We start from the raw sequence: 25,878 nt of genomic DNA on the forward strand, positions 1-25,878 counted from the left end.
CTTGTTGAGTAGCGTTCAGCGGGCCGGTGACGGAACCGGCGCCGGGCTTGCGGTGCGGGGTAGCATCAGGATCTTGAAGCCGGCGTAGGCGGAGACGACCGCCACCAGCGGACCGACGAGATTGAAGAAGGCGTAGGGCAGGTAATCCATGGTCGCCACGCCAAGCGTGGCAGCCATGTAGGCGCCGCAGGTGTTCCACGGCACCAGCGGCGAGGTGATCGTGCCGCCGTCTTCCAGCGCGCGCGACAGATTGACGGGAGCGAGGCCGCGGCGCTTGTATTCAGGCGCGAACAGCCGCCCGGTGAGCACGATCGCCATGTACTGGTCGGCGGCGACGATGTTCGCGCCGATGGCGGTGGCCAGGGTCGCGGCGATCAGTGAGCCGGCCGACCTGGCCGCCTTGAGTACGCTGCGGATCATCCGCTCAAGCAGTCCGGCGCGCTCCATGACGGCGCCAAAGCCCATCGCGCAGATGATCAGCCAGATGGTGTTGAGCATGCTGATCATGCCGCCACGGCTGAGCAGGTCATCCACCGGGCCCACGCCGGTCTGGCCGTGATAGCCGTCGAACATCGCCGTCCAGGCTCCCGCCAGCAGCGCCATCGGCCGCGACAGCGCCTCGTTGTCGGCCAACTGGAGCACCACGTCGGGCTGGAAGACCACCGCGAACACCGCACCCAGCAGTGCGCCGATCAGGATCGACGGGTAGGCCGGGAAGCCGGTGATGGCCAGGGCGAACACCACCACCATCGGTATCAAAAGGTGCGCGCCGAGAGAGAACTGCTGACCCAGTACCTGCGGCAGGTTGCCGAAGGCCTGGTCGGTCGCCAGCTCGCGGGCCTCGCCCAGGCCGATCACGGTGAACAGGATCAGGGCGATGACGATGCTCGGTACCGTGGTCCACAGCATGTGGCGGATGTGCGAGAACAACTCGCTGCCGGCCGCGGCGGGCGCGATGTTGGTGGTGTCCGACAGCGGCGAGATCTTGTCACCGAAATAGCCGCCGGAGATCACCGCCCCGGCCGTCACTGCCGGTGACATGTCCAGGCCCTGGGCGACACCGATCAGCGCCACGCCCAGTGTCCCGGCGACGGTCCAGGAGCTGCCGATCACCAGCCCGACGATCGCGCAGATCAGGCACGCGGCGGGATAGAAGTAGGACGGATGGAGCAGCTTGAGGCCGTAGACGATCATCGTCGGCACGGTGCCGCTGAGGATCCAGGTGCCGATCAGCGCGCCCACCGCCAGCAGGATGAAGATCGGCCCGATCGCCAGCGAGATGCCGTGGACCATCCCTTCCTGGATGTCGTCCCACTTCAGACCGTTGCGGATGCCGATGATCGCCGCGACACCGCCCGCCAGCATCAGCGATACCTGGTTGGCTCCCGAGGAGGCATTGTCGGAAAACAGGTAGACGCCGGTCGCCAGCGCGATGGCAAGGCACAGCAGCGGCAACAGGGACTGGAACAGCGATGGCTGGCGAACCGGTCGTGGGCTCATGCAGCCGACCTGATCAACAAGCGAGTCTTTGACATGGATTCCCCAACGACTGTTCAGTGGCGACGGTGGCTGCGTTCTGTCACGTCGCGCGAGCAGCGTGCGGGCCAGTGGCGGATCACCTTACCCCAGTGGTGAAACGGGCGGCAAGCCGCGCGCGCGCTGGCCGGGACATGCGCGTGCTCAGTAGAGAATGCGGGTGCGCAGCGTGCCCGGAATCGCCTTCAACAGGCTCTTCAGCTCGTCGCCCTGCGCTCCCGTCGCGCTCACATCGATCACGACGTAGCCGACCTCGGGGTTGGTGCGCAGGTACTGGCCGTCGATGTTGAGGCCGAGCTGGGAGAAGATCTCGTTGATCCGCGACAGCACGCCAGGCACGTTGCGGTGGATATGTAGCAACCGCAGGCTGCCCTCATGCCCTGGCAGGGTGACTTCGGGGAAGTTCACCGCCGACAGGGTGGTGCCGTTGTCGCTGTAGCGGACCAGTTTTGCCGCTACCTCCAGGCCGATGTTGTCCTGCGCCTCCAGCGTGCTGCCACCGACGTGCGGGGTCAGGATCACGTTGTCGATGCCCACCAGCGGACTGCTGAAGAGGTCCTGGTTGCTGCCCGGCTCGACCGGGAATACGTCGACCGCTGCGCCGCCAAGCCGACCGTCCCGGAGCGCGGCGGCGAGTGCGTCCACGTCGACCACGGTGCCGCGTGCGGCGTTGATGAGGTGCGCGCCCGGACGCATCCGCGCGATCTGCGCGGCGCCGATCATGTTGCGCGTGGCCGGAGTCTCGGGCACGTGCAGGGTCACCACGTCGCTTCGCTCCAGCAGGTCCCCCAGGTTGGCAGTGGGATGCGCGTTGCCCAGCGTCAACTTGTCCTCGATGTCATGGAACAGCACGTGCATCCCCAGCGCCTCGGCGATCACCCCGACCTGGGTGCCGATGTGGCCGTAGCCGACGATGCCGATGGTCTTGCCGCGCGCCTCGTGGCTGCCGGTGGCGCTCTTGATCCAGCCGCCGCGATGGCAGGCGGCATTCTTCTGCGGGATTCCGCGCAACAGCATGATGGTTTCGGCGATCACCAGCTCGGCGACGCTGCGGGTGTTGGAGTAGGGCGCGTTGAACACCGGGATTCCGGCCAGTTCGGCGGCTTCAAGGTCGACCTGGCTGGTGCCGATGCAGAAGCAGCCGATCGCGATCAGGCGCGGGGCGTGGGCGAGCACGTCTGCCGTCAGGTGCGTGCGCGAGCGGATGCCGACGATGTGCGCCTCGGCGATCTCGCGCTTGAGCTGGTCTTCTGGCAGCGCCTTGTCGTGCTGCACGATCTGCGAGTAGCCGGCTTCGCGGAACCGCTCCACCGCGTTCTGGCTGACGCCCTCCAGCAACAGGACGCGGATGTCGGTTTTCGGGTAGGACGTCTTCTTGGTCACGGCGGCTGCAGGGGGAAAGTGGACTCCGAATATCGCAGAAACGGCGTGCGTTTGCTGCGACGCAGCACTGGACGTGGCCGACGGGCTGCTGGCACGCTGCATGGGACGTCCTTGAAGGCCTGGCCACAATGAGTTCTCCAGTCACCGCATCCCTGCTTGCCGCCGTGCCCGGGCTGGTGCTCAAAACCGATCCCGCCGATCTGCAGCATTACGGCCGCGACTGGACCCGGCGCTGGATCCCGGCGCCGCTGGCGATCGCGTTTCCCGAAACCGCGCAGCAGGTGCAGGCGATCGTGCGCTGGGCGCGTGTCGAAGGCGTGGCGATCGTGCCTTCGGGCGGGCGCACCGGGCTGTCCGGCGGTGCCGTGGCGGCGCATGGCGAGCTGGTCCTCAGCCTGGAGCGCATGGCGAAGGTGCTCGGCTTCGACGCGGTGGACCGCACGCTGACGGTGCAGGCCGGCACCCCGCTGGAAGCGGTGCACAACGCCGCGCGCGAGCAGGGCCTGTCCTACCCGGTCGACTTCGCCTCGCGCGGCTCGTGCTCCATCGGCGGCACCATCGCGACCAATGCCGGCGGCATCCGGGTGATCCGCTACGGCAACACGCGCGAGTGGATCGCCGGCCTGAAGGTGGTCACCGGCGCCGGCGAACTGCTTGAGCTCAACCGCTCGTTGATCAAGAACTCCAGTGGCTATGACCTGCGGCATCTGTTCATCGGCTCGGAAGGCACGCTGGGGATCGTGGTGGAGGCCACCCTGCGGCTGACGGCGCTGCCCGCGCCGACCAACGTGATGTTGCTGGCGCTGCCGTCCTTCGAGGCGCTGATGGACGTGTTCGCGATACTGCGCAGCCATCTCGCGCTGGAGGCGTTCGAGTTCTTTACCGACCGCGCGCTGGCGCACGTGCTCGCGCATGGCGCGCAGGCCCCTTTTGCCGAGGTCCATCCCTATTACGTGGTGGCCGAGTTCGAGGCGGCCGACGAGGCGCAGGAAGCCGCCGCGCTGGCCGCGTTCGAAGCCTGCGCAGAGGCGGGCCTGGTCAGCGACGCCGTGCTGAGCAGCAGCGACGCGCAGGCCGCGCAGCTGTGGCGCCTGCGCGAAGGCATCACCGAAAGCCTGGCCGCGTTCCGTCCCTACAAGAACGATGTCTCGGTGCGCGTCTCGGCCATGCCGGCGTTCCTGGCCGAGGCGCAAGCGCGGCTGACGGCGGGCTACCCCGACTTCGAGGTCGTCTGGTTCGGCCATATCGGCGATGGCAACCTGCACATCAACGTGCTCACCCCCGAGGGCATGGGGGAGGCGGAGTTCGTCGCGCGTTGCAGCGAGCTCACAGCCACGCTGGCCGACATCCTCCAGCGCCATGGCGGCAGTATCTCCGCCGAGCACGGCATCGGGCTGGTCAAGAAGCCGTGGCTGGAGAGCACTCGCAGCGCGGAGGAAATCGCAGTGATGCGCGGCATCCGCCAGGTGCTCGACCCGTCGGGAATCATGAATCCCGGCAAGTTGTTCGACAGCCACCCCGGGGCGTAGGTGGCTCTGCGCTGCGCCGGGCATGCGGATCGCGCGCTGCAGCGGTACCCTCTGCGCGCAACGCTCTTTTTCGCCACGAGTCTTCCGCCAATGATCCGATTCCGCCTGCTAGCTGTCCTGGTGCTCTGCACCGCCTCCGCCGGCGCGTTTGCGTCCGCCACGTCCACGACCTCCGACGCGATCAGCGGCGCGGTGAAGGGAACGTCCAACGGCGTGTCGGCCAGCAGCGGGTCCTTCAGCGACGACCGCATCGTGCTGGCTGCCCGTGATGATGCGGCGAGCTTCGTCGCCAGCGACGGCGCGATCCGCGGCGTCCAGCTGGAGGCGGCACTGGCGCTGCTGCGCGCCGAACTGCCGCAGGCGGACGGGGCCAGTGACCTTGCGCTGGCACAGGCGATCCTCGCGTTCTGATCGGCGCCCTGGGGTGCCTGTGATTTGCGGCCGCGGTGCATCTCGCCGTCTTACCGGGTATCTGCAAGGCCGTGCATCGTTGCGGCGGATAAGGCGCTTGGCGTGAACCGGGTTGCCCGTCGGATCACGCGTGTATGCGGCCTGGTGCTGGCGGCGGGATTGTGGTGGCCGTGGGGCGCCGCCCACGCCGGGTTGCGGCTGGAACTCGATGCCGACGGCCTCAGCGCACAGCAGGTGGCCGCCACCCAGGGCCTGCTGGACGACGCGCGCAGCCGCTTGCCGCCCTCACTGGTGGCGCAGACAGACCGGACCCTTACTGTTCGGTGGAGCGACCGGTTGCCGCATGCGACCACCGGCCGCGCGCGGTCCCGGGCGCTGCTGCTCAACCGGCGACTGCTGCCAATGCTGGAGGCGGAACTGGCCGCTTCGTCCGACGAGGTGGACGCGTCGCAGAAGCGCGTCGCTCGCGGCGCCAATCCGGCGCAGCAAACACCGCATCCATCTGCCGCAGGCCGGAACGCACGCACCGAGATACTGGCGACCCTGCTGCACGAGGTGGCGCATTTCCACGACCGCCACACGGGGCTTTCCGCGGATCCGCGTCTGCTGGATCTCGCCGGTTGGCAGGTCAAGGTCAAGCGGCCGCGCGCCCGCGCGTCGGAGAACCCGTTCGTTGACCGCACGCCCGATCCGTATGAGCTGACCAGCCCACGCGAGTTCGTCGCGGTCAACCTGGAACACTTCCTGCTCGACCCGGAGTACGCCTGCCGCCGCCCGGCGCTGCACCGCTATTTCAGCGCGCACTTCGGCTGGGCGCCGCCGCACGAGGACTGCTCGCCGGGCTTCACCTATCTTGCGGTGGATGCCGACGGCGATATCGCGGGCGAGGACGCCGCGCTGGCGACGCTGGACCCGGCCCGGGTGACCTCGGTCGAATACCTGCTGGCCGAGGGCAACAGCGAGCCGATGAGCCGCTGGGGCCACAGCATGCTGCGTCTGGTCGTGTGCGCGCCTGGGCGGCCGCCGGGGCCGGACTGCCGGCTGGATCTGCAACACCATCTGGTGCTGTCGTTCCGCGCCTTTGTCGACGACGTGCAACTGTCCAGCTGGCGCGGCCTGACGGGTTCGTATCCCTCGCGCCTGTTCGTGCTGCCGCTGGCACAGGTGGTCGACGAGTACACGCGCGACCAGATGCGCGGGCTGCAGTCCATTCCATTGCATCTGGAGCGCGAGGAGATCGCCGCGCTGCTGGAGCGTGCAGCCCGGCTGCACTGGAGCTACGACGGGCGCTACTACTTCATCAGCAACAACTGCGCGGTGGAGACGTTCAAGCTGCTGCACGATGGCGTCCCGCGGCTGGCGCAGCCGCGCATCGATGCCATCACGCCGACGGGTCTGTTGCGCAAGCTCGAACGAGCCGATATCGCCGATGCCGGCGTGCTTGAGGTCGCCGCGGAAGCGCGGCGGCTCGGTTATCGGTTCGACTCCCTGCGCGAGCGCTACCAGGCCATGTTCGAGATCGCGCGCGGCGAACTGGCGCTGCCGCAAACGAGGGTGGAAGACTGGTTCGCGCTGGGTGCTGCCGTCCGCCGCGCCCGTTTTGATGACGCCGGCACCCGCGCGACGGCGTCGCTGCTGTTGCTGGAAGAGTCGGCGCGGCGTCGGCAGCTGGTGTTGGCCAGACAGGAGTTGAAACGCCGTTTCCTGGGTTGGCGCGGTGACCCGGAGGCGGGCGCGTTCGCGGACGTCGACGCCACACTGCAGCAGATCCTTGCTGACAGCGGGTTCCTCAGTCGACCGGCCATGCTCTTCGCCGGCAAGCCGGGCTACGGTCTGCCGCAGCCAGCGGAAATCGACGCGCTGCAAACCGACGCCGCCACCCGAACCCGGCGCCTGGCGGCATTGGGCAACCAATTGAGCTCACGGGTGGAGGCGCTGCTGGATCCCGCCATGCGCGACGAGCTCGCGGCGACAGGAGACAACCTGCAGTCGCTGCGCGCCCAGATGGGTCGGCTCAACCGCGCGGCCGGCGGGCTGGAACTGCCGTAAGCCGCAGCTCGTGGCATCGTTGCCACGCGACCGACTCGACCCGTCACCTGCCGCGGTCGCGGCCACAGCGGCAGCAGCCTGCAAGTGACGGATCGTTGGCTCCGCTCAGTCCGCGCGGCCGGCAAACTCGCCGCTGCTGGTGCTGACCAGCACTCGCTCGCCGGTGGCGATGTACTCGGGAACCATGATCTCCAGGCCGGTCGACAGGCGCGCCGGCTTGGGCCGCTTGGTCGCCGTGCCGCCCTTGAGCTCGGGCGGCGTCTCGATGACTTCCATCGCCACGCTCGCCGGCAACTGCAGCCCGACCGGCAGGTCGTCGATGATCTGCATGTAGCAACCCGACAGGTCGTCGACGATGTAGCCGGCGTCGTCGCCGACCGTCGCCGCGTCCAGCGTGTAGGGCGTGTAGTCCTCGTCGTCCAGGAACACGAACGCGTCGCCGTCCTTGTAGGAGTAGGTGACCTGGCGCCGGCTGAGCTCGACTTCCCTGAGCTCGTCGTCGCCGCCCAGGCTCAGGTCGAACTTGTTGCCGCCGGGCACCGAGTACATGGTGAAGCGGAACTTGACGTTGCCGCCGCGGCCCTGCGCAGCGCTGCGCTCGATGTCGCGCACCTGGTAGACGGTGCCGTTGTGCTCGACCACGTTTCCTTTCTTGACGTCGTAGGCTTTCATTCTTGTTCTTCTGCAGGTGGAAGCGCACGGTAGATGCGCTCGTTGAGGATCCAGGTGATCGCTGCCCAGGCCGTGCCGCCAAACGCGCACAGCACCGCGGCGACGCCGATCAACAGTTCAAAGCGGGGGTTGCCGAAGCCGAATTTCGACCACATCAGCACGGCCATCAGCGCGAACATGCCGCCGCCCCAGACCAGCAGGCCACGCACCACCACGAACCGGCGCATGCCGCGTGCACGGATGGCCGGCCAGCGCCGCGCCAGCCGGGACGTGCGCCGGCCGCCGGGCATCACTTGGGCGCCAGGCGCGTCGCCCCATCCAGGCGGATGGTCTCACCATTGAGGTAGGTGTTGCCGAGGATGTAGGCGACCAGGTCGGCGAACTCCTCCGGCTTGCCCAGGCGCGAGGGGAACGGGATCGTGGCGGCCAGCGATTCCTGCACGGCCTCGGGCATGCCGTCCACCATCGGGGTCCAGAACACGCCCGGGGCGATGGTCATCACGCGGATGCCGAACCTCGACAGCTCGCGCGCCATCGGCAGCGTCATGCCGACCACGCCGCCCTTGGAGGCGGAGTAGGCAGCCTGGCCGATCTGGCCCTCGTAGGCCGCCACGGAGGCGGTGTTGACGATCACGCCGCGCTCGCCGTCGGTACCGGGCTCGTTGTTCTGCATCACGTCGGCGGCCGCCTTGGCGACGTTGAAGCTGCCGACCAGGTTGACCATCACCGTGGTCTGGAAGCGTGACAGCGGCATCGGCCCGTCGCGACCGAGTACGCGGCCGGCGCCCAGGATGCCGGCGCAGTTGACGGCGACGTTGAGGCCACCCAGGAAGTCGCGCGCATTGGCGACGTTTTCCACCACGAGCGCTTCGTCGGACACATCGGTGGCGAAGAAACGCGCATTGGACTCGCCCAATTCAGCGACGGCCTCCGCGCCCTTGTCGGCGTTGACGTCAAACAGCGCGACCTTCGCGCCCTGGCCAACCAGGTGGCGGGCGACGGCCAGGCCGAGGCCGGAGACACCGCCGGTGATGATGGCGCGGGTATCGGAGAGCTTCATGCGGGATCCTGCGGACGAAAGACCGTGATTCTAGGACATTCGTCCGCCGACATTTGCCTCGGCGCAGGCGGGTGTGGTCTCCGCTGGCGCGCTTGGCCGTGCGGTCCGTCGGCCGCAATCAACCGTGATGTCGCCGTCAGGCCAGCGCACGGCCAACCTTGCTGCCGGTTTCGCGCCCCAGCAGCGTGGCCAGCCACCGCCCCGTTTCCGCCAGCAGCGCCAGGTCGACGCCGGTCTCGACGCCCAGCCCCTGCAGCATGTAGACGACGTCCTCGCTGGCGACATTGCCGCTGGCACCCTTGGCGTACGGACAACCGCCCACGCCCGACACCGCCGAGTCCACCACGCCGACGCCTTCCTCCAGGCAGGCGAGGATATTGGCCAGTGCCTGCCCGTAGGTGTCGTGGAAATGCACCGCCAGTGCGTCCATCGGCACTTCGCTGGCGACCGCACGCAGCATCGCTCGCGCCTTGCCGGGCGTGCCGATGCCGATGGTGTCGCCCAAGGACACCTCGTAGCATCCCATCTGGTGCAGCTCGCGGGCGACGCGGACCACCTCGGCGACCGGCACCTCGCCCTGGTAAGGGCAGCCCAGCACCGTGGACACGTAGCCGCGGACCCTGATGCCATCGGCCTTCGCGCGCGCCATCACCGGCTCGAACCGGGCCAGCGACTCGGCGATGGAGGCATTGATGTTCTTCTGGTTGAACGCCTCCGAGGCCGCGCTGAATACCGCGATCTCCTCCACGCCCACGGCCAGCGCGCGCTCGTAGCCGCGCTCGTTGGGCACCAGCACCGGATAGTGGATGCCGGGCTTGCGGGTGATCCCGGCGAACACCTCGGCGGCGTCGGCCAGCTGCGGTACCCATTTGGGGCTGACGAAGCTGGTCGCCTCGATGCTCTGCAGGCCGGTCGCCGACAGCCGGTCGATCAGCGCGATCTTGTCGGCGGTCGCGACGATCGTCTTCTCGTTCTGCAGCCCGTCGCGCGCACCGACCTCGACGATGCGTACCGCGGGCTTCATGGCGCCGACTCCAGTGCCACCAGCACGGCGTCGGCTTCGACGAAGTCGCCCGTCGCCGCGCGCACCTCGGCGACGGTGCCGTCGCGGGGCGCCTTCAGGCTCAGCTCCATCTTCATCGCCTCGATCACCATCACTTCCTGGCCCTCGGTCACGGCGTCACCAGCCGCCGCGCGCACAACGACCACGCGGCCCGGCATCGGGGCGACGACATTGTCGGCCGCCGCGCCTGCGCCGGTTGCCTCGTGCTGGTACATCGCCATCGGCTGCAGGCGCAGGCGGCGGGTGCCGTCATGCACCACCACGTGGGCGTCCTGGTCCAGCACCTCGAAACGGCGCGCGCGATCGCCAATGCGCAGGCTCAACGCGCTGCAGCTGCGGCGCGCGCCACTGACCTGATGGCTCTGGCCGTCGTGCTCGATGCGGTACTCGCCGTTGCTGCCGCTGGCGTGGACTTCGATGCGTTGCTCGCCATGACCAAACGCCATGCTGCGCTGGCTGCCGTGGGCCAGCCGCCAGCCATCGGCAATCGCCCACGGCGATCCCGGATCCGGGGACTGCGCAGCGCGATGCCGGCTGTCGTCCTCCTGGGCGAGCAGGCGGGCAGTGGCGGCGGCCAGCAACAGATCGGTATCCACCGGTCCGGTCGGCGACAGGAATTCGTCCAAGTGCCGGTCCAGATAACCGGTGTCGATCGTACCCTCGACCACGACCGGATGGCGGACCAGCCGCTCCAGGAACGCGATGTTGGATTTCGGCCCGGTGATCTCGCAGCGCGACAGGGCGTCACGCATGCGGGCGAGGGCGCGGGTGCGGTCGCTGTCATGGACGATCAGCTTGGCGATCATCGGGTCGTAGAAGATCGTCACCGTATCGCCCTCGACCACGCCCGAGTCCACCCGCACGTGCGCATCGGGTGAGGGCAGGCGCAGGCGCTCCAGGCGGCCGGAGCCCGGCAGGAAGCCGGCTTCCGGATCCTCCGCGTACAGGCGCACCTCGATCGCGTGCCCGTTGCGACCGATGTCGACCTGGGCGAGCGGCAGGGGCATACCCGCGGCCACCTGCAGCTGCCACGCGACCAGGTCCAGGCCGGTGATCATCTCGGTGACCGGATGCTCGACCTGCAGGCGGGTGTTGATCTCCATGAAGTAGAAACGGCCGTCCTGGCCGACGATGAACTCGACCGTGCCGGCGTTGACGTAGTTGATGGCCTTCGCCGCGAGCACGGCGGCCGCGCCCATCTCCTGGCGCAGCTGCGGGGTCAGGAACGGTGAGGGCGATTCCTCCATCACCTTCTGGTAGCGGCGCTGGGCCGAGCACTCGCGCTCGTTGAGGTGGATGGCGTTGCCGGCGTCGTCGCCGAACACCTGGATCTCGATATGCCGCGGCTTCTCGACGTAGCGCTCCAGCAGCACGCGGTCGCGCCCGAACGCGTTCTTCGCCTCGCGTTGGCAGGACGCCAGGTTGGCCGCGAACTCGCCTGACTCGCGCACGATGCGCATGCCCTTGCCGCCGCCGCCGTGGGCCGCCTTGATCATCAGCGGGTAGCCGATCCGGTCCGCTTCGGCGTGCAGATGGGCGGGATCCTGATCCTCGCCGGTGTAGCCCGGGACCACCGGCACACCGGCGGCGGCCATGAGGTCCTTGGCGCCGGCCTTGCTGCCCATCTTGCGCATCGAGGCCGCCTTGGGGCCGATGAAGGCGATGCCCGCGGACTCGACGGCGTCGGCGAAGTCGGCGTTCTCCGACAGGAACCCGTAGCCCGGGTGGATCGCCTGGGCGCCGGTGCGCGTGGCCACCTCGATGATCGCCTCGCCGCGCAGGTAGCTCTCCGGCGGCGTCGGCCCACCGATGCAATAGGCCTCGTCGGCCTGGCGCACGTGCTGCGCGTCGGCATCGGCCGTCGAGTACACCGCCACCGTGCGGATGCCCAGTTGACGGCAGGTGCGGATGACCCGGCAGGCGATTTCGCCGCGGTTGGCGATCAGGATCTTGGTGAACATGGCGGGCCTCGTGGCGGCGGCTGTCTGGTGGGGCAAGGTGCTCACTGGCACCACGCCGGCTTACGCTTGTCGAGGAAGGCGGTGAGCCCTTCCTGGCCCTCGGGCGATACCCGCAGGCGGGCGATCAGGTCGGCGTTGTCGGAGTCGTGGGCGGCGCCGTCCGCGTGCGAGGCGACCTGGCGCACCAGCGCCTTGGCGTGGGCTGATGCGATCGGGCCGGCCTTCAGCAGCAACGCGACCTGTCGATCCACCGCGGCGTCGAGCTCATCGGCAGCGACCGCTTCGTGCAACAGTCCCATGCGCCGCGCCTGTTCGGCGCCGAAGATCTCGGCCGAGGCGAACCAGCGCCGCGCCTGGCGGGCGCCGATGGCCTCGATCACATAGGGCGAGATCACCGCCGGCAACAGGCCCAGCTTGCTTTCGGTCAGGCCAAACTTCGCCTCGCCGGCGCCGATGGCGATATCGCAACACGCAACCAGCCCGACGCCGCCGCCGAACGCCGCGCCCTGGACCCGGGCGATGGTCGGCTTGGGCAACTCATTCAAGGTCCGCATCAGGCGCGCCAGGGCCAGCGAATCCTCCCGGTTCTCCGCCTCGCTCGCCGCCGCCATCCCACGCATCCAGTTGAGGTCGGCGCCGGCGGAAAACGAGGCGCCCGCGCCCTCCAGCACCACGACCCGGACGCTGTCATCGGCGGCCAGCGCATCCAGCGCGCCGGTGAGCGCGGCGATCAGCATGGCGTCGAACGCGTTGTGGACGTCCGGGCGATTCATGCGCAGGCGGGCCACCGGGCCCTGGCGAACATTCAGCAGCGGATTGGTCATCGGGATTCGCGTGTTCGGGAAGCCGTCAATGATAGCTGCCGCGCCTTGCGGGCGTGATCACAGATGCGACCGGTTCTCATTTCTGCAGTAGAATCGGTGTTTGCCCGCCACGCGTTGCCACCCGATGCCCACTGTCCTGCGTTGCCTGCTCATCTTCGTGTTGCTGTGCCTGCCGCTTCAAGCCCGCGCATCCACGGCGGATGTACAGACGGCCTGGCGATTGCTGGACTACATCGCCGTGGACTATGCCGAGGCGGTGGCCGATGGCGAGGTCGTCGATCCGGCCGAGTTCCAGGAGATGGTGGAATTCTCCGCGTCCGCCCGTGAGCGGATCCAGTCCCTTGACGCCACCGCCGCGCAGCCGCGGCTGCTGGATGAGGCGGAACGCCTGCAGGCGGCCATCGCGGCCCACGAACCGCCTGAGGCCGTCGCCAAGCTGTCACGCGGGCTGGCCAGCGACCTGATCGCTGCCTACCCGGTCCCGCTCGCACCGACCGCCCCGCCTGACATGGCCGTCGCCGCCGGCCTGTACCAGCAGCAATGCGCCAGTTGCCACGGCGACACCGGCGGCGGCGACGGCCCGGCCAGCGTCGGCCTTGATCCCCCGGCGATCGATTTCACCGACCGTGGCCGTGCGCGCGAGCGCAGCGTGTTCGCGCTCTACCAAGTGATCGAGCAGGGGCTGGAAGGCACCAGCATGGCCAGTTACGCCCACCTGCCAGCCGACGAGCGCTGGGCGCTGTCGTTCTACATCGGCCAGTTCGCCTACCCCGAATCGCAGGCCGCCGCGGGCGAAAAGCTGTGGAACGAGGACGCTTCGTTGCGCGCGTCGATCCCGGATCTGGCGGCGCTGACCCAGATCACCCCGGCGGCGCTCGCGAACGACGTCGGTGAGGAGACCGCCCAGGCCATCACCGCCTACCTGCGCCGGCATCCTGAAGCAGTGGACGCACCGGTCGTCGCCGAAGGGCAGCTCGCGTTCGCCCGCAGCCGTCTGGCCGAAAGCGTCGCCGCCTATGCCGCCGGCGATCAGCCCAAGGCTCGTGACCTCGCACTGTCCGCGTACCTGGACGGCTTTGAGCCGATCGAACCGCTGCTGGCCGCGCGCGACCGTGCCCTGATGGCCCGCATCGAGGCGGCCATGGGCGAGTTGCGCTCGCGCATCGGTTCTTCCGCCAGCGTGGAAGCGGTCCAGGAGCAGGTGCAGGTCGTCGACAGCCTCTTCGCCGAAGCCGAGCACGCACTCGCTCCCGGGATGGCCAACAACGCGTCGGCCTTCGTCGGCGCGTTCACCATTCTGGTGCGCGAAGGCCTTGAGGCGCTGCTGATCCTGATTGCGATGGTCGCGTTCCTGCGCAAGGCCAACCGGACCGAGGTCATGCCCTATGTGCATGGCGGCTGGATCAGCGCACTCGTGGCCGGCGGCGTCACCTGGTTCGTGGCGACCTATGTGGTCAGCATCAGCGGGGCCAGTCGTGAGCTGACGGAAGGCTTCGCCGCGCTGTTTGCCGCGGTCGTGCTGCTGTTTGTCGGCATCTGGATGCACGGCAAGAGTCAGGCCGGCGCGTGGCAGCGCTACATCAACGACAAGCTCTCGCACGCGCTGTCCAAACGTTCGGCGTGGTTCCTGTTTGTGCTCTCGTTCGTCGTGGTGTACCGCGAGGTCTTCGAGACGGTGCTGTTCTACATCGCGCTGTGGAGCCAGGGCAACGGCATGGCGGTCCTGGCCGGCGGCGGGCTGGGTGCGGCCGTGCTGGTGGTGATCGCGGTGGCCATGCTCCGCTTCAGCCAGCGCCTGCCGGTCGGTCAGTTCTTCTCGATCAGCTCGATCCTGATCGCGGTCGTGGCCGTGGTGCTGGCCGGCAAGGGCATCGCCGCCCTGCAGGAAGCGGGCTGGGTGTCGGTATCAACGCTCTCGATCCCGCGCGTCGCGCTGCTGGGTATCTACCCGACCCTGCAGAGCGTGCTGGCGCAACTGGTGACGCTGGCGGTACTGGTGGCGGGGTTCTGGTTCAACCGGCGCTCCGCGGTGCCCAGCGCCGCGTGATTACTTACCGGGTTGCGATGTCTCCCGCATCGCCCAACGCCATCAGTCGCTTCTTTGCGTCCAAGGTGTGTTGATCGTCTTCGCCCCGCGCCTTCCGCAGGGCGCTGTAGCCCTCATCCAGCAGGCCCGAAGCGGCATCAAGCTTGCCTTGCCGGGCAAGTGCGGCGCCCAACAGGCTTCGGGCCTCGGCCAGTTCCCAGTGGTCTTCGGGAAGGATTTTTTCGCGGATGCGCACTGCATCGCCAAGTGATTCTGCGGCAAGGCCGGGCTTGCCCGCGCTCAGGTACATCTGGCCCAGGTTGAGGATCATCGACGCAGTCCATGGATGCTCCGGGCCCGCGCCCTCGCGGCAGATCTCGATCGCCTCGTGGTAAAGCGGCTCGGCGCGGGCGAAATCCTCCTGTTCGCGGTAGAGGTTGGCCAGGTTGTTGAGGGTGGTGGCGATGTACGGATGGTCCGGCTTCAGGGACTTGCGACGCATGGCCAGTGCCTCCAGGTACATCGGTTCCGCCTCGTCGTAGCGCTGCTGCTTGGTGAGGACACTGGCCAGCTGGGTCATTGCGAGTGCGATCGACGGGTGCTCGCTGTCGTCATACAGCTTGCGCTTCATCGCCAGGGATTCGCGCAGCAGCGCCTCGGCTTCCGCAAAGCGCTGTGTCTTGCTCAGCAGGACGCCGAGGTTGTTCATCACATTGGCGAGATCGGGATGGACAGGCCCCTGCAGCTCGCGCCGCTGCGACAGCACATCACGGTAGTGTTCTTCGGCCTCGCCGAATTTCCCCTGGCCCACCAGCAGCACAGCCAGGTTGTTGCGGGCGGTCATCTGCGCTTCGGGCTCGGTGAGTGCCGTTTCGGTTGCGAATGCAAGTGCTGCGCGATGGACTGACTCGGCCTCGTCACGCTTGCCTTGACGGACCAGTGCCGCGCCCAGGTCGTTGCGCGTAGCCGCCACCAACATCGGATCTGGATGCGGCTGTGCCAGGCGTTGCTCAAGCACTTGCCGAAGGAGGGTCTCAGCTTCCTCGTTCTTCCCGCGGCGCATCGCCAGCGTGGCGATGGCCTGCATCGTTTCCAGCGTTTCGCGATGACCGGTTCCCTGGCGCGTGCGTTGCACGTCCAGGGCGCGGGTCAGGAAGGTTTCCGCCTTGTCGTATTTTCCCAGGCTGGTGTAGACGGTGCCGATGATGGCCTCCATCCTGGCGCGCACGTCGGGCTGCCCGGCGAGCTCGCCCCCGATCCTGTTCGAGGCCTGGTCCAGCACCTCGCGCACGCTGGTTTCCTCTCCGCGCGCCTGCGCGGGATCGGCCGATTCCAGCATGCTGACCAGAAGTCCGCTGACCTGCGTGGCCTTGGCCGCTTCGGTGCGCGCGAGGTCGCGCTCATGGGTGATGCGGCTCACGTGCAGCGACGCCAGCACCACGCCCGCGCCCACGGCCAGCAGCGCCGTTGCGACACCGTAGCGGTGCTGGCGCAGGAACACGCTGCTCCGGTAGGCGGCGGAGGGGTGCCGCGCGCTGACAATGTCGCCGCCAAGATGGCGCCTGATGTCCTCGGCCATCTGCCCGACGGAGAGGTAGCGTTGCTCCGGATCGTTCTGGATCGCCTTCAGCACGATGCTGTCGAGATCGCCGCGTAACTGCCGTGCAAGCTGCCTGGGTGTGCTGCCCCGGCGCGCGGCAACGGCAGCATCCATGCGCCTTGCAGTCACGCTGGGCAGGGCAGGGGCGCCTGCCAGTATCGCCTCCTGCATGTCCTTTGCGGTGGACACGGCAGTGCCAAACGGATGCGTGCCGGTCAGCAGCTCGTGGAGCAGCAGGCCCAGTGCGTAAACATCCGAGGACGTCGTGGCCGGTTCGCCGCGAATCTGCTCCGGCGCGGCGTAGCGGGGCGTCAGGATCCGGTCGCCGTACTCGGTAGGCGCACGTGCGGTGAGGCCAGTCGCTGGCAACGGTCTGGACCCAGGTTCGCGATTCCCCCGGCGCACGGCGTCGCCACCGTCATCACCGAGTCCTTGCTCGATGATCCTGGCGATGCCGAAGTCGAGCAGCTTCACGGATGGATGGCCCTGATCGTCCTCCTGCACCATGACGTTGCCAGGCTTCAGGTCGCGATGGATGACCAGATTCCGATGCGCATGCGCAACCGCCGCGCACACCTCGCGGAACAGTCCCAGCCGGCGCCGGACGTCCAGGCGCTTCTGGTCCGCGTAGTCGGTGATTTCCTCGCCAGCGATGTATTCCATGACGAAATAAGGGCGTCCGTCGGCGAGGCTTCCGCCGTCGAGAAGATACGCAATGCCCGGGTGTTTCAGCTGGGCCAGGATGCGGCGCTCGTCCCGGAATCGCGCAAGCAGGCGCTCGCTGACACTGTCGCGTACCACCTTGATTGCGACGGTTTGCTCGAACTGGCCGTCATCGCGCTGGCCCAGGTACACGGTCCCCATTCCGCCCTGACCGATCTCGCCGGCAATGCGATAGGCACCCACGCGTGTGGGAGCAATCTCGTCCTGAGTCAGCGTGGCGCCAAGATCGTCGAAATAGCTGCTCGCGTCGGCATCCAGCGCAATCAGGCGATCGACCTCGGCGCGCAGTCCGGGGTCACCGTTGCAGGCGGAATCCAGCCATGCCTCCCGCTCGTCCACGGCGACGGCGGACAGATCGGCAAACAGTTGCTTTGCACGCAACCAGCGGTTTCTTTCTGTGGGTTTCTCCGACTCGCCAGAGATGCTCATCGCCGCATGCCGTTATTCATGCTGCGTGACCGGTCAAGTCGGCGCGCAGTTCACCATAAAGCCAGGCGCGCGCTGCGCTCCAGTCGCGGCTGACGGTGCGGCGGGTGACCCCCAGGGCTTCGGCGGTATCCTCCGCACTCAGACCGCCGAACACGCGGCACTCCACGACCTGGGCGGCGCGTGGGTCCATGAGCTGCAGTCGGTCAAGGGCTTCATCCAGCGCCAACAACTCCTCACTGCGTTGCGGCGATACCAGCAACACATCGTCCAACGGCAGCGCTTCATTGCCGCTGCCACGCTTTTGGGCCGCGTGACGCTGCGCGTAGTTGATCAGCAGTTGGCGCATGGCACTGGATGCCGTGGCCAGGAAGTGGGAACGGCTTTCATAACTGGCCCCGCTGCTGACCAGTTTCAGATAGGCCTCGTGCACCAGTGCGGTGGTGTTCAGCGTCTCGTTGCCGCGCCAGCGCGAGCGGTGGTGGCGCGCGATGCGATGCAACGCCCCGTACACCCGCGCGAACACTTCATCGCGGTCTCCGGTGTCAACGCCGGAGGCCTCATCGGGCTGCAGCGCATTGAGCAGGCGGGTGACATCCCCGGCCAGATCATCCGTTTTTGAAACCATGAGCCCCTCCCTGGAACACGGTCCAATCTAGGCAATGCGACCCGTCCACGCAAACCCGTGTCCTCCTTTGCGCGCGATTTCTGTAGTCATCCAATGAGAGGGGTAATACGGGCCTCGCCCTGGTTTGGCTACGGAATGGACGCACTCGGTGCTCCAGATGCAAACCCCTTTCGAAGTCGTCTGCGCGGTCGCTTCCGGCGCCCGGCAGACCCTGATTACTGATCGAGGGGTACAAAAGCATGAACAAGATTTTCAGCAGGATATGGAGTGCATCGCGCGGCCAGATGGTGGTCGCCTCGGAGCTGGCATCGGGGGGGCGTGGCGCAACGGTGCGACGTGCGCCGGTGACAGCCAGGCAATCGGTCATGAGCATCGCGGTGCTGCTGGGGCTGTCAGCGCTGGCCTCTCCCGTCTGGGCTGCCGACAACGTGATCTGCGAAGACACTGACGGGAACCCGTCAGGCGCCATCACGGGAGGGGGTGATTTTGCGATCTCATGCGGCAAGTCGTCTGAATCCGGTGACCGTGGGGTCGCCCTCGGGGCGCTTGCCACCGCCACCGGTTGGTGGGGCGTCGCGCTGGGCAGCCAGAGCGGAGCAACCGCCGAGCAAAGTACCGCCCTGGGCTCAAACGCCGAGGCGACGGGTAGCTTCGCTCTTGCCGCAGGCGCCCAGACAGAAGCCTCCGGGTTTGCGGCGTCTGCGTTCGGCAGCTCTGCCCACGCGGTGGGCGAAGACTCCCTCGCTCTGGGTGCCCAATCCGGCGCCGATGCCGCTGGCTCGGTGGCGCTGGGTTCCGATTCGTACGCCGGCGAGAGTAACGTGGTGTCCTTCGGGCACAGTGTCGGAGATCCGCGCCTGAATATCACCGGCGGGACGTGGTACTCCGACTTGAATCGGCGGCTGATCCACGTGGCTGACGGCATCGACGACACCGACGCGGTGAACCTGGGGCAGATGAAAAGCTTTGCGTCGCCGTATTTCATCGCCGACGGTGGCATGGACACCACGGTGCCCCACGCAACCGGCTTGAGTACTGCAGGGGGCGTGTCCAGCCTGGCCATAGGTGACTCAAGTGCCTACGGCTACGACAGCTCCGCCGACGGTGAGAGTACGGCGATCGGCACCAACAGCTCGGCCAAAAGCCAAAGTGTTGCGGTCGGCCATGACGCCGACGCTGCCAGCCCCGAGGCAACTGCCGTGGGGCACGGTGCCACGGCCGCCAACGATGGCGCCACGACCGTGGGATTCAGCGCCGGTGCGAGCGGTGAGTACAGTGTTGCGGTCGGCGGCCACAGTGCTGCCAGCGCGGACGCGACCACCGCTGTAGGCGGATGGATCGACAAGAACGGCGACGGCATTGTCGACGCGGACGAAATCACCCTGGCATCGGGACCCAACAGCAGCGCATTCGGCAACGGGGCACAGGCGACAAGCATCAATTCCACCGCACTGGGCGCCTTGAGCAGTGCAGCCGCGTCTTCGCTGGCGGTGGGTAGCCGCAGCGATGCCTCGGGGAGCGCCAGCTCCGCCCTCGGCGCGTCCGCTTCTGCGACCGGTTCGAATGGGACCGCCGTTGGGACGGGCAGCAGGGCCCACGCCGATTTCGCTACCGCACTTGGCGCGCGCAGCCTCGCCACTGGGGAATCGGCCACCGCCGTTGGCAGCTGGATCGACAAGAACGGCGACAACATCATCAATCCCGACGAAGTGGCCTTGGCATCGGGCCTGGAGAGCAGCGCCTTCGGCAGCGCTGCGCAGGCAAGCGGGGAGGCCAGTACCGCCATGGGTGCAGACAGCCGCGCGAGTGGCTTTGGCGGCACCGCCACGGGTGCACGCAGCCGGGCCGATGGCTACGGCGGCACTGCCACGGGTCTGAACAGCAACGCATCGGGTGCGAGAAGTACGGCCACGGGCTACTACAGCAGTGCGACTGGACAGGCAGCCATAGCCGCAGGCTACGGCAGTGAAGCCCACGGCGAGTTCGCCATCGCCATCGGCAACTTCGCCAAAAGCGATGCCCAGGATTCCATGGCCTTGGGCGCGACCAGCCGTGCCAGCGGCCTCAACAGTGTCGCCCTGGGCAACGAGTCGGTGGCTGGCAGTACCGGCGTAGTCTCCTTTGGACACGCTGCCGGCGACCTTGATTTTGCAGGCAACGCTTACGGCAGCGACCTCGAACGTCGTCTGATCAACGTCGCCGACGGCATCGACAACACCGACGCGGTGAACCTGGGCCAGCTGGATGCCGCCATCGCCGGGCTGTCCGGGGGCGGAACCCCCAATGCGGTGGCCTACGATAGCGCGTCCCGCACCGACCTCACGCTGGGCGGCAGCGGCGGCACGGTGATCCACAACCTCGCCGATGGCACGGCCGCTGATGACGCGGTCAACAAGGGCCAGCTGGATGCGGCTATCGCCGGCGTTTCCGGCGGAGGTGCGGCCAACCCCCACCTTGCCACCGACGGCAGCGCTTCGGATCCAGCGTCGGTTGCGCCCGGATCACGCGGGGTCGCACTGGGTGCCGGCGCCGAAGCCGGCGGCAACCACGGTACCGCGGTGGGTGGCGACAGCTACGCCGCCGGGGACAACGACACCGCGATCGGTGGCAATGCCCGGGTCAATGCCGACGGCAGTACCGCGGTCGGCGCCAACACGGTGATCGACGCTGCGGCGACGAATGCGGTCGCGGTTGGTGAGGCCGCCTCCGTCACAGCCGCAGACGCGGTCGCCCTGGGACAGGGGTCGGTGGCAGATCAGGCCAACACCGTCTCCGTCGGCGCCGCTGGCAGCGAGCGTCGGGTCGTCAATGTGGCCGACGCTACCGGGGCGAACGACGCGGTCAACAAGGGCCAGATGGATGCCGGTGACGCTCAGGCGCTGGCGGATGCCCAGGCCTACGTCGACAGCCAGATCATCTCGGCAGGCAGCATCACCGAGTCGCAGGTGCAGGACATCGCCGACGCGGGCGACGCCGCCACGTTGTCGTCGGCGCAGAACTACGCGGACACCGGCGACGCAGCCATGTTGTCGTCGGCGCAGGACTACGCTGATGCGGGCGACGAAGCCACGCTGTCCTCGGCGCAGGGTTACGCCGACGCGGGCGACGCAGTCACGTTGTCGTCAGCGCAAGGCTATGCGGACGCCGGCGACGCCGCCACGCTTGCCACGGCGCAGGGTTACGCCGACACGCGCAGCAGCGTCGCTGTGTCCTCGGCCAATGCCTATACCGACCAGAGGATCACCGAGATGGCGGTCGGCATGGACGAGTTCCGCCGCGACGTCGATGACCGCTTCCACAACACGGACCAGCGCATTGGTCGTCTGGGAGCCATGAGCGCCGCGTCCACGCAGATGGCGATCAACGCGGCGGGTGCGCGGGGCAAGGGAAAGCTCGCAGCCGGCTTCGGCTTCGAGAGCGGCCACGCAGCGATGTCCGTCGGCTATGCGGCACCGCTGGGTGAGCGCACAACCGTCAGCTTCGGTGGCGCGTTCAGCGGGTCACAGAAATCCGTTGGCTTTGGTTTTGGTGTCGATCTCTGACACCGCGCAGCTCGCGGCCCTTCCTCCTCGTCTGATCCTCTCCGTACCCCGGAGCCGGACGGGAGGGTGGGCCGCACCCGATCATCGATCTCAACGCGGTACACAGACGCAGGCCTCGACCGCCTGCCTCTGCCGCCTGATGGTCCGAATACTCAGCGACAGGCTGCGGACGCGGAAAACGCGCCTACATCCGGAATACGCCAAACCGGGTTGACGAGGCAATCGGCGCATTGAGCGATGCCGACAGGCCCAGGCCGAGGACGCGCCGGGTGTCGGCGGGATCGATGATCCCGTCGTCCCACAGACGGGCGGTGGCGTAGTACGGATTGCCCTGGCTTTCGTACTGGTCGAGGATCGGCGCCTTGAACGCGGCTTCCTCCTCCGCGCTCCAGTCACCACCGCGTGCCTCGATGCCGTCCCGGCGCACGGTGGCCAGCACGCTGGCCGCCTGCTCGCCGCCCATCACGCTGATGCGGGCGTTGGGCCACATCCACAGGAAACGGCCGCCGTACGCGCGGCCGCACATGGCGTAGTTGCCGGCGCCAAAGCTGCCGCCGATCACCACGGTGAACTTGGGCACGTGCGAGCACGCCACGGCGGTGACCATCTTTGCCCCATCCTTGGCGATGCCGGCCTGCTCGTACTTCTTGCCGACCATGAAACCGGTGATGTTCTGCAGGAACACCAGCGGGATGCCGCGCTGGTTGCACAGCTCGATGAAGTGCGCGCCCTTGAGCGCGCTCTCGGCAAACAGGATGCCGTTGTTGGCGACGATCCCGACCGGGTAGCCGTGGATGTGGGCGAAGCCGGTCACCAGGGTCTTGCCGTAGCGCGCCTTGAACTCCTGGAACTCGCTGCCGTCGACAATGCGCGCGATGACCTCACGGATCTCGAACGGGCGTCGGGTGTCTTTCGGCACCACACCGTACAGCTCGTGCGCGGCAAACAAGGGCTCGCGCACCGGTTGCACGGCGACCGGCAGGGTCTTCTTCCGGTTGAGGCTGCCGACGATGTCGCGGGCGATCTGCAGGGCGTGGCGGTCATCCTCGGCGAAGTGGTCGGCCACGCCCGAGATCGACGTATGCACATCCGCGCCGCCCAGGGTCTCGGCATCGACCACCTCTCCGGTGGCGGCCTTCACCAGCGGCGGGCCGCCGAGAAAAATCGTCCCCTGTTCCTTGACGATGATCGACTCGTCGCTCATCGCCGGCACATACGCTCCACCCGCGGTGCAGCTGCCCATGACCACCGCGATCTGCGGAATGTTCTCGGCGCTCATCCGCGCCTGGTTGTAGAAGATCCGGCCGAAGTGTTCCTTGTCCGGGAATACCTCGTCCTGCAGCGGCAGGAATGCGCCGCCCGAATCGACCAGATAGATGCAGGGCAGATGGTTTTCGCGGGCAATTTCCTGCGCGCGAAGGTGCTTCTTCACCGTCATCGGAAAATAGGTGCCGCCTTTTACCGTCGCATCGTTGGCCACGACGATCACTTCCTGTCCCATCACGCGGCCGATGCCGCAGACCAGGCCGGCGGCCGGTGCGTCGCCGTCGTACATCTCTTCGGCGGCCAGCGCGGCGATCTCCAGAAACGGCGAGCCCGGGTCGAGCAGGGCAGTGATGCGGTCCCGGACCAACAATTTTCCCCGGCCCGTGTGGCGCTCACGCGACTTTGCACCACCGCCTTCCGCGGCCCGAACCAGGCGTGCGTCCAGCTCGTCCACCAGGGCGCGATGCCAGGCGACGTTCTCCTGGAAATCCTGCGAGCGGGGATCGAGTGCTGAGGTCAGAACGGGCATGGCAACCGGCCGATAGTGAGTTGACCGCACAGGATACCGGACGCGTCCGCGGCGTCGGCGCAGGTTTCGGGAGCGCAGACAGAACAAGGCCCGCGGATGCGGGCCTTGTGGCTACTGCCAAGCGTTCAAAGACGGATCAGTTCTTGCGGGCCTTCTCGGCAGCCGCGCGCGCAGCTTCGGCTTCCGCCTCGGCCTTCTCGCGCTTCATGCGCTCGGCGACGCTGTCGGCAGCACTGCCGATCGTGTCAGCGGCGCTGGCCTTGCCTTCCTCATACGACTCCTTGATCGAATCGCCCGCTTCGTCAGCGGCTACGGCAGCTTCGTCGGCAGCGCGGCGGGTGGAATCGGCGGCGTTGGCCGCAGCGGCGCGGGTGGAATCGGCCGCATCGCGGGCCGCAGCACCGGTCGCGTCAGCCGCGTCCCGCGCGGACTCGGCGGCGGAGTCAAGACTGCGGGCGGCAGCGTCCGACGCGGAATCGGCGGCGGAGGCTGCGTGATCACCAGCGGCGCGGGCTTCAGCGGCCGCTTCCTTACGATCCTGCTCGGCCTGCGGGTTGCTGCAGGCCGTCAGGGCAAACATGCTGGCGGCAAACATCAGGGTGATCTTGTGATTCATGGAAAGCTCCTGGAAAGTCGGCAGGGTAACTGCGTCGTACGCCGGTTCTGCCGGCGGGAAAACTATCCGATGCGCGTCGGGAAAATGATGTGAAGGAGCGCGCCGTATTTGAATGCAAGCAGAACAACGCGCATAAAAAAACCGCCGGAATTACCCGGCGGTTTCTTCAAGCTTGAACCTTACAAAGCGGCAGTATTACTGGCCGTCGTTGTTGGTCTTCGCGTCGGCAGCAGCAGCGGCTTCTTCAGCAGCGTCCTTGGCCTGCTCGGCGGAATCCGCCATGTTCTCGGCAGCGTCAGCGGCGTCGTCGGCAGCGGTCATATCACCGGCAGCGGCGGCGGCGTCGGCCGAAGTAGCGGCAGCGTCAGCAGCCGAAGCGGCGGTGTCAGCAGCAGCCTGGGCAGCGTCGGTAGCCATCGCGTCGCCAGTGGCGGCGGCGTTGGCAGCGGCTTCCTGCGCCTCGTTGGCGGCGGTGGCCGCTTCCTGGGCAGAGCTGTCAGCCTGCTGGGTGTTGGAGCAAGCAGCCAGGGCCAGGCCCATAGCGAGGGCGATCAGCGCCTTGTTCAAAGTCATGGTGTATTCCTCGTCTTAAGAAAAATTCGGCAGCACGCAATCGCGTACCGCTAACATGATGACGACACGTCAGCCTGTGTCAAGCGGCAGGCCTTCCTTTTTTCGTCAATTTATCGTTAACTGTTGGGCTGCCGTTCGGTATTGACAGTCGGGCGTGAAATCAGGGGAGCTCGATGGCAATCGCTGTCGCTTCGCCGCCGCCGATGCAGAGCGATGCAACACCGCGTTTTCCGCCGCTCGCGCGCAGCGCATTGATCAGCGTAACCACCAGTCGCGCGCCGCTGGCACCGATCGGATGACCCAGTGCAACGGCGCCGCCGTGCACGTTGACCTTCTCGCGTGGAATGCCCAGATCCTTGATCGGAGCCATCGCCACGCAGGAGAACGCTTCGTTGATCTCGAACAGGTCGACGTCGCCGACGCTCCACCCGGCTTTCTCGAGCACGTTCTTGATCGCGGTTACCGGCGCAGTGGTGAACCACTCCGGTGCCTGGGAATGGGTGGCGTGGGCAACGATGCGCGCCAACGGGGTCAGGCGACGTGCGGAGGCGTCCTCGGCCGACATCAGCAGGGTCGCCGCCGCGCCGTCGGAGATCTTCGAGGAGGAGGCTGCGGTCAACACGCCTTCCTTGCCAAAGGCGGCACGCAGGCCGGGAATCCGGGCGGTGTCGATCTTGCCGGGCTCCTCGTCGGTATCCACCACCACTTCGCCCTTGCGCGTCTTGACGGTGACCGGAACGATCTCGTCCTTGAACGCGCCATCGGCCTGGGCGGCCTTTGCGCGGTCCACGCTCTCGGTGGAGTAGGCGTCGAGCGCTTCGCGGTCGAAACCGTACTCGTTGCAGGCCATGTCGCCAAACACGCCCATCGCCTTGCCGTCGTACGGGTTGGTCAGGCCGTCGTAGGCCATGTGGTCGATGAACTCGGCGCTACCGTAGCGGATGCCGGTGCGCGAACCGTTGAGCAGGTGCGGGGCGTTGGTCATCGACTCCATGCCGCCGGCAACGACAACCTTGGCCGACCCGGCCTTGATCAGGTCATGGCCGAACATGATCGCCTTCATGCCCGAGCCGCAGACCTTGTTGATGGTGGTGCAGCCGGCGGAGGCGGGCAGGCCGGCATTGAGCGCGGCCTGGCGCGCGGGTGCCTGGCCCAGACCGGCGGGCAGCACGCAGCCCATGATCACCTCGTCCACCTGGTCGGCGGCGACGCCGCCATGCTCGAGGGCGCCGGTGATGACGGCCGAGCCGAGGGCCGGCGTCGGCACACCGGTGAACTGGCCGAGGAAGGAACCGATGGCGGTGCGCTTGGCACCGACGATGACGACGTCGCTCATGACGGACTCCAATTTGGGACGGGCCGGAAGAGACTTCCGGTGCCCCCCGATTATGCGTGGAGATGCTGCACTGCGGCAAACCGGCGAAGAAAGTGTGCGACCCGTCCCGTATCAGGTCGACGGTT

At 67.5% G+C, this 25,878-nt stretch carries 19 protein-coding genes; 5 read left to right on the forward strand and 14 right to left on the reverse strand.

Annotated elements, in window-relative coordinates; translation table 11 throughout:
* Positions 1–15: 15 nt before the first annotated feature.
* Both nhaC and serA read right to left on the reverse strand, forming a co-directional pair.
* Positions 16–1,500, reverse strand: a complete 1,485-nt coding sequence (gene nhaC / locus INQ43_RS05595) for a Na+/H+ antiporter NhaC (protein WP_194037371.1) — start codon at positions 1,498–1,500, stop codon at positions 16–18.
* Between the two features lie 180 nt (positions 1,501–1,680).
* Positions 1,681–2,919: a phosphoglycerate dehydrogenase gene (gene serA, locus INQ43_RS05600; protein WP_228062630.1), complete on the reverse strand. Its 1,239-nt coding sequence runs from the start codon at positions 2,917–2,919 to the stop codon at positions 1,681–1,683.
* 128 nt (positions 2,920–3,047) lie between these two features.
* Here serA and INQ43_RS05605 point away from each other — a divergent pair, with 128 nt between their 5' ends.
* The 3 genes from INQ43_RS05605 to INQ43_RS05615 all read left to right on the forward strand — a co-directional run bounded on the left by INQ43_RS05605 (position 3,048) and on the right by INQ43_RS05615 (position 6,908).
* On the forward strand, positions 3,048–4,448 hold the full coding sequence (locus tag INQ43_RS05605; protein WP_194037373.1) for an FAD-binding oxidoreductase: 1,401 nt from the start codon (positions 3,048–3,050) through the stop codon (positions 4,446–4,448).
* Between the two features lie 90 nt (positions 4,449–4,538).
* Positions 4,539–4,859, forward strand: coding sequence for a DUF2388 domain-containing protein (locus INQ43_RS05610; protein ID WP_194037374.1), 321 nt, complete (start codon positions 4,539–4,541; stop codon positions 4,857–4,859).
* Positions 4,860–4,961: 102 nt separating this feature from the next.
* Complete coding sequence (locus tag INQ43_RS05615; protein ID WP_228062631.1) at positions 4,962–6,908, forward strand: DUF4105 domain-containing protein; 1,947 nt, start codon at positions 4,962–4,964, stop codon at positions 6,906–6,908.
* Positions 6,909–7,013: 105 nt separating this feature from the next.
* Here the strand turns inward: INQ43_RS05615 and yeiP are convergent, their stop codons facing one another.
* The 6 genes from yeiP to INQ43_RS05645 form a co-directional block, all read right to left on the reverse strand.
* On the reverse strand, positions 7,014–7,580 hold the full coding sequence (yeiP, locus tag INQ43_RS05620) for an elongation factor P-like protein YeiP (protein WP_194037375.1): 567 nt from the start codon (positions 7,578–7,580) through the stop codon (positions 7,014–7,016).
* A complete protein-coding gene (locus tag INQ43_RS05625) occupies positions 7,577–7,870 on the reverse strand; it encodes a hypothetical protein (protein WP_194035456.1) in 294 nt (97 codons plus the stop codon). Before INQ43_RS05625 ends, yeiP begins: the two co-directional genes overlap by 4 nt.
* Positions 7,870–8,640: an SDR family NAD(P)-dependent oxidoreductase gene (locus tag INQ43_RS05630; protein ID WP_194035457.1), complete on the reverse strand. Its 771-nt coding sequence runs from the start codon at positions 8,638–8,640 to the stop codon at positions 7,870–7,872. The genes INQ43_RS05625 and INQ43_RS05630 overlap by 1 nt, the downstream gene beginning before the upstream one ends.
* 136 nt (positions 8,641–8,776) lie before the next feature.
* Complete coding sequence (locus INQ43_RS05635; RefSeq protein ID WP_194037376.1) at positions 8,777–9,664, reverse strand: hydroxymethylglutaryl-CoA lyase; 888 nt, start codon at positions 9,662–9,664, stop codon at positions 8,777–8,779.
* On the reverse strand, positions 9,661–11,664 hold the full coding sequence (locus tag INQ43_RS05640; protein ID WP_194037377.1) for an acetyl/propionyl/methylcrotonyl-CoA carboxylase subunit alpha: 2,004 nt from the start codon (positions 11,662–11,664) through the stop codon (positions 9,661–9,663). Before INQ43_RS05640 ends, INQ43_RS05635 begins: the two co-directional genes overlap by 4 nt.
* 41 nt (positions 11,665–11,705) lie before the next feature.
* On the reverse strand, positions 11,706–12,488 hold the full coding sequence (locus tag INQ43_RS05645; RefSeq protein WP_194037378.1) for an enoyl-CoA hydratase-related protein: 783 nt from the start codon (positions 12,486–12,488) through the stop codon (positions 11,706–11,708).
* 124 nt (positions 12,489–12,612) lie between these two features.
* On the opposite strand from INQ43_RS05645, the gene INQ43_RS05650 reads away from it, so the two are divergent.
* Positions 12,613–14,535, forward strand: a complete 1,923-nt coding sequence (locus tag INQ43_RS05650) for a cytochrome c/FTR1 family iron permease (RefSeq protein WP_194037379.1) — start codon at positions 12,613–12,615, stop codon at positions 14,533–14,535.
* A 4-nt stretch (positions 14,536–14,539) separates the two neighbouring features.
* Here the strand turns inward: INQ43_RS05650 and INQ43_RS05655 are convergent, their stop codons facing one another.
* Both INQ43_RS05655 and INQ43_RS05660 read right to left on the reverse strand, forming a co-directional pair.
* Complete coding sequence (locus tag INQ43_RS05655; RefSeq protein WP_194037380.1) at positions 14,540–17,218, reverse strand: serine/threonine-protein kinase; 2,679 nt, start codon at positions 17,216–17,218, stop codon at positions 14,540–14,542.
* A 64-nt stretch (positions 17,219–17,282) separates the two neighbouring features.
* Positions 17,283–17,891, reverse strand: a complete 609-nt coding sequence (locus tag INQ43_RS05660; RefSeq protein WP_194037381.1) for an ECF-type sigma factor — start codon at positions 17,889–17,891, stop codon at positions 17,283–17,285.
* A gap of 239 nt (positions 17,892–18,130) precedes the next feature.
* Here INQ43_RS05660 and INQ43_RS05665 point away from each other — a divergent pair, with 239 nt between their 5' ends.
* Complete coding sequence (locus INQ43_RS05665) at positions 18,131–21,433, forward strand: ESPR-type extended signal peptide-containing protein (RefSeq protein ID WP_194037382.1); 3,303 nt, start codon at positions 18,131–18,133, stop codon at positions 21,431–21,433.
* Positions 21,434–21,617: 184 nt separating this feature from the next.
* On the opposite strand, the gene INQ43_RS05670 is transcribed toward INQ43_RS05665, so the two are convergent.
* From INQ43_RS05670 to INQ43_RS05685, 4 genes are all read right to left on the reverse strand, one after another.
* A complete protein-coding gene (locus INQ43_RS05670; protein WP_194037383.1) occupies positions 21,618–23,228 on the reverse strand; it encodes a carboxyl transferase domain-containing protein in 1,611 nt (536 codons plus the stop codon).
* Positions 23,229–23,364: 136 nt separating this feature from the next.
* Complete coding sequence (locus INQ43_RS05675; RefSeq protein WP_194035466.1) at positions 23,365–23,844, reverse strand: hypothetical protein; 480 nt, start codon at positions 23,842–23,844, stop codon at positions 23,365–23,367.
* Positions 23,845–24,039: 195 nt separating this feature from the next.
* Complete coding sequence (locus tag INQ43_RS05680; RefSeq protein WP_194037384.1) at positions 24,040–24,417, reverse strand: hypothetical protein; 378 nt, start codon at positions 24,415–24,417, stop codon at positions 24,040–24,042.
* 160 nt (positions 24,418–24,577) lie between these two features.
* Positions 24,578–25,753, reverse strand: a complete 1,176-nt coding sequence (locus tag INQ43_RS05685; protein ID WP_194037385.1) for a thiolase family protein — start codon at positions 25,751–25,753, stop codon at positions 24,578–24,580.
* Positions 25,754–25,878 lie beyond the last annotated feature (125 nt).

The sequence above is a fragment of the Lysobacter sp. H23M47 genome, from assembly GCF_015209765.1.
Lineage (GTDB): Bacteria > Pseudomonadota > Gammaproteobacteria > Xanthomonadales > Xanthomonadaceae > Novilysobacter > Novilysobacter avium.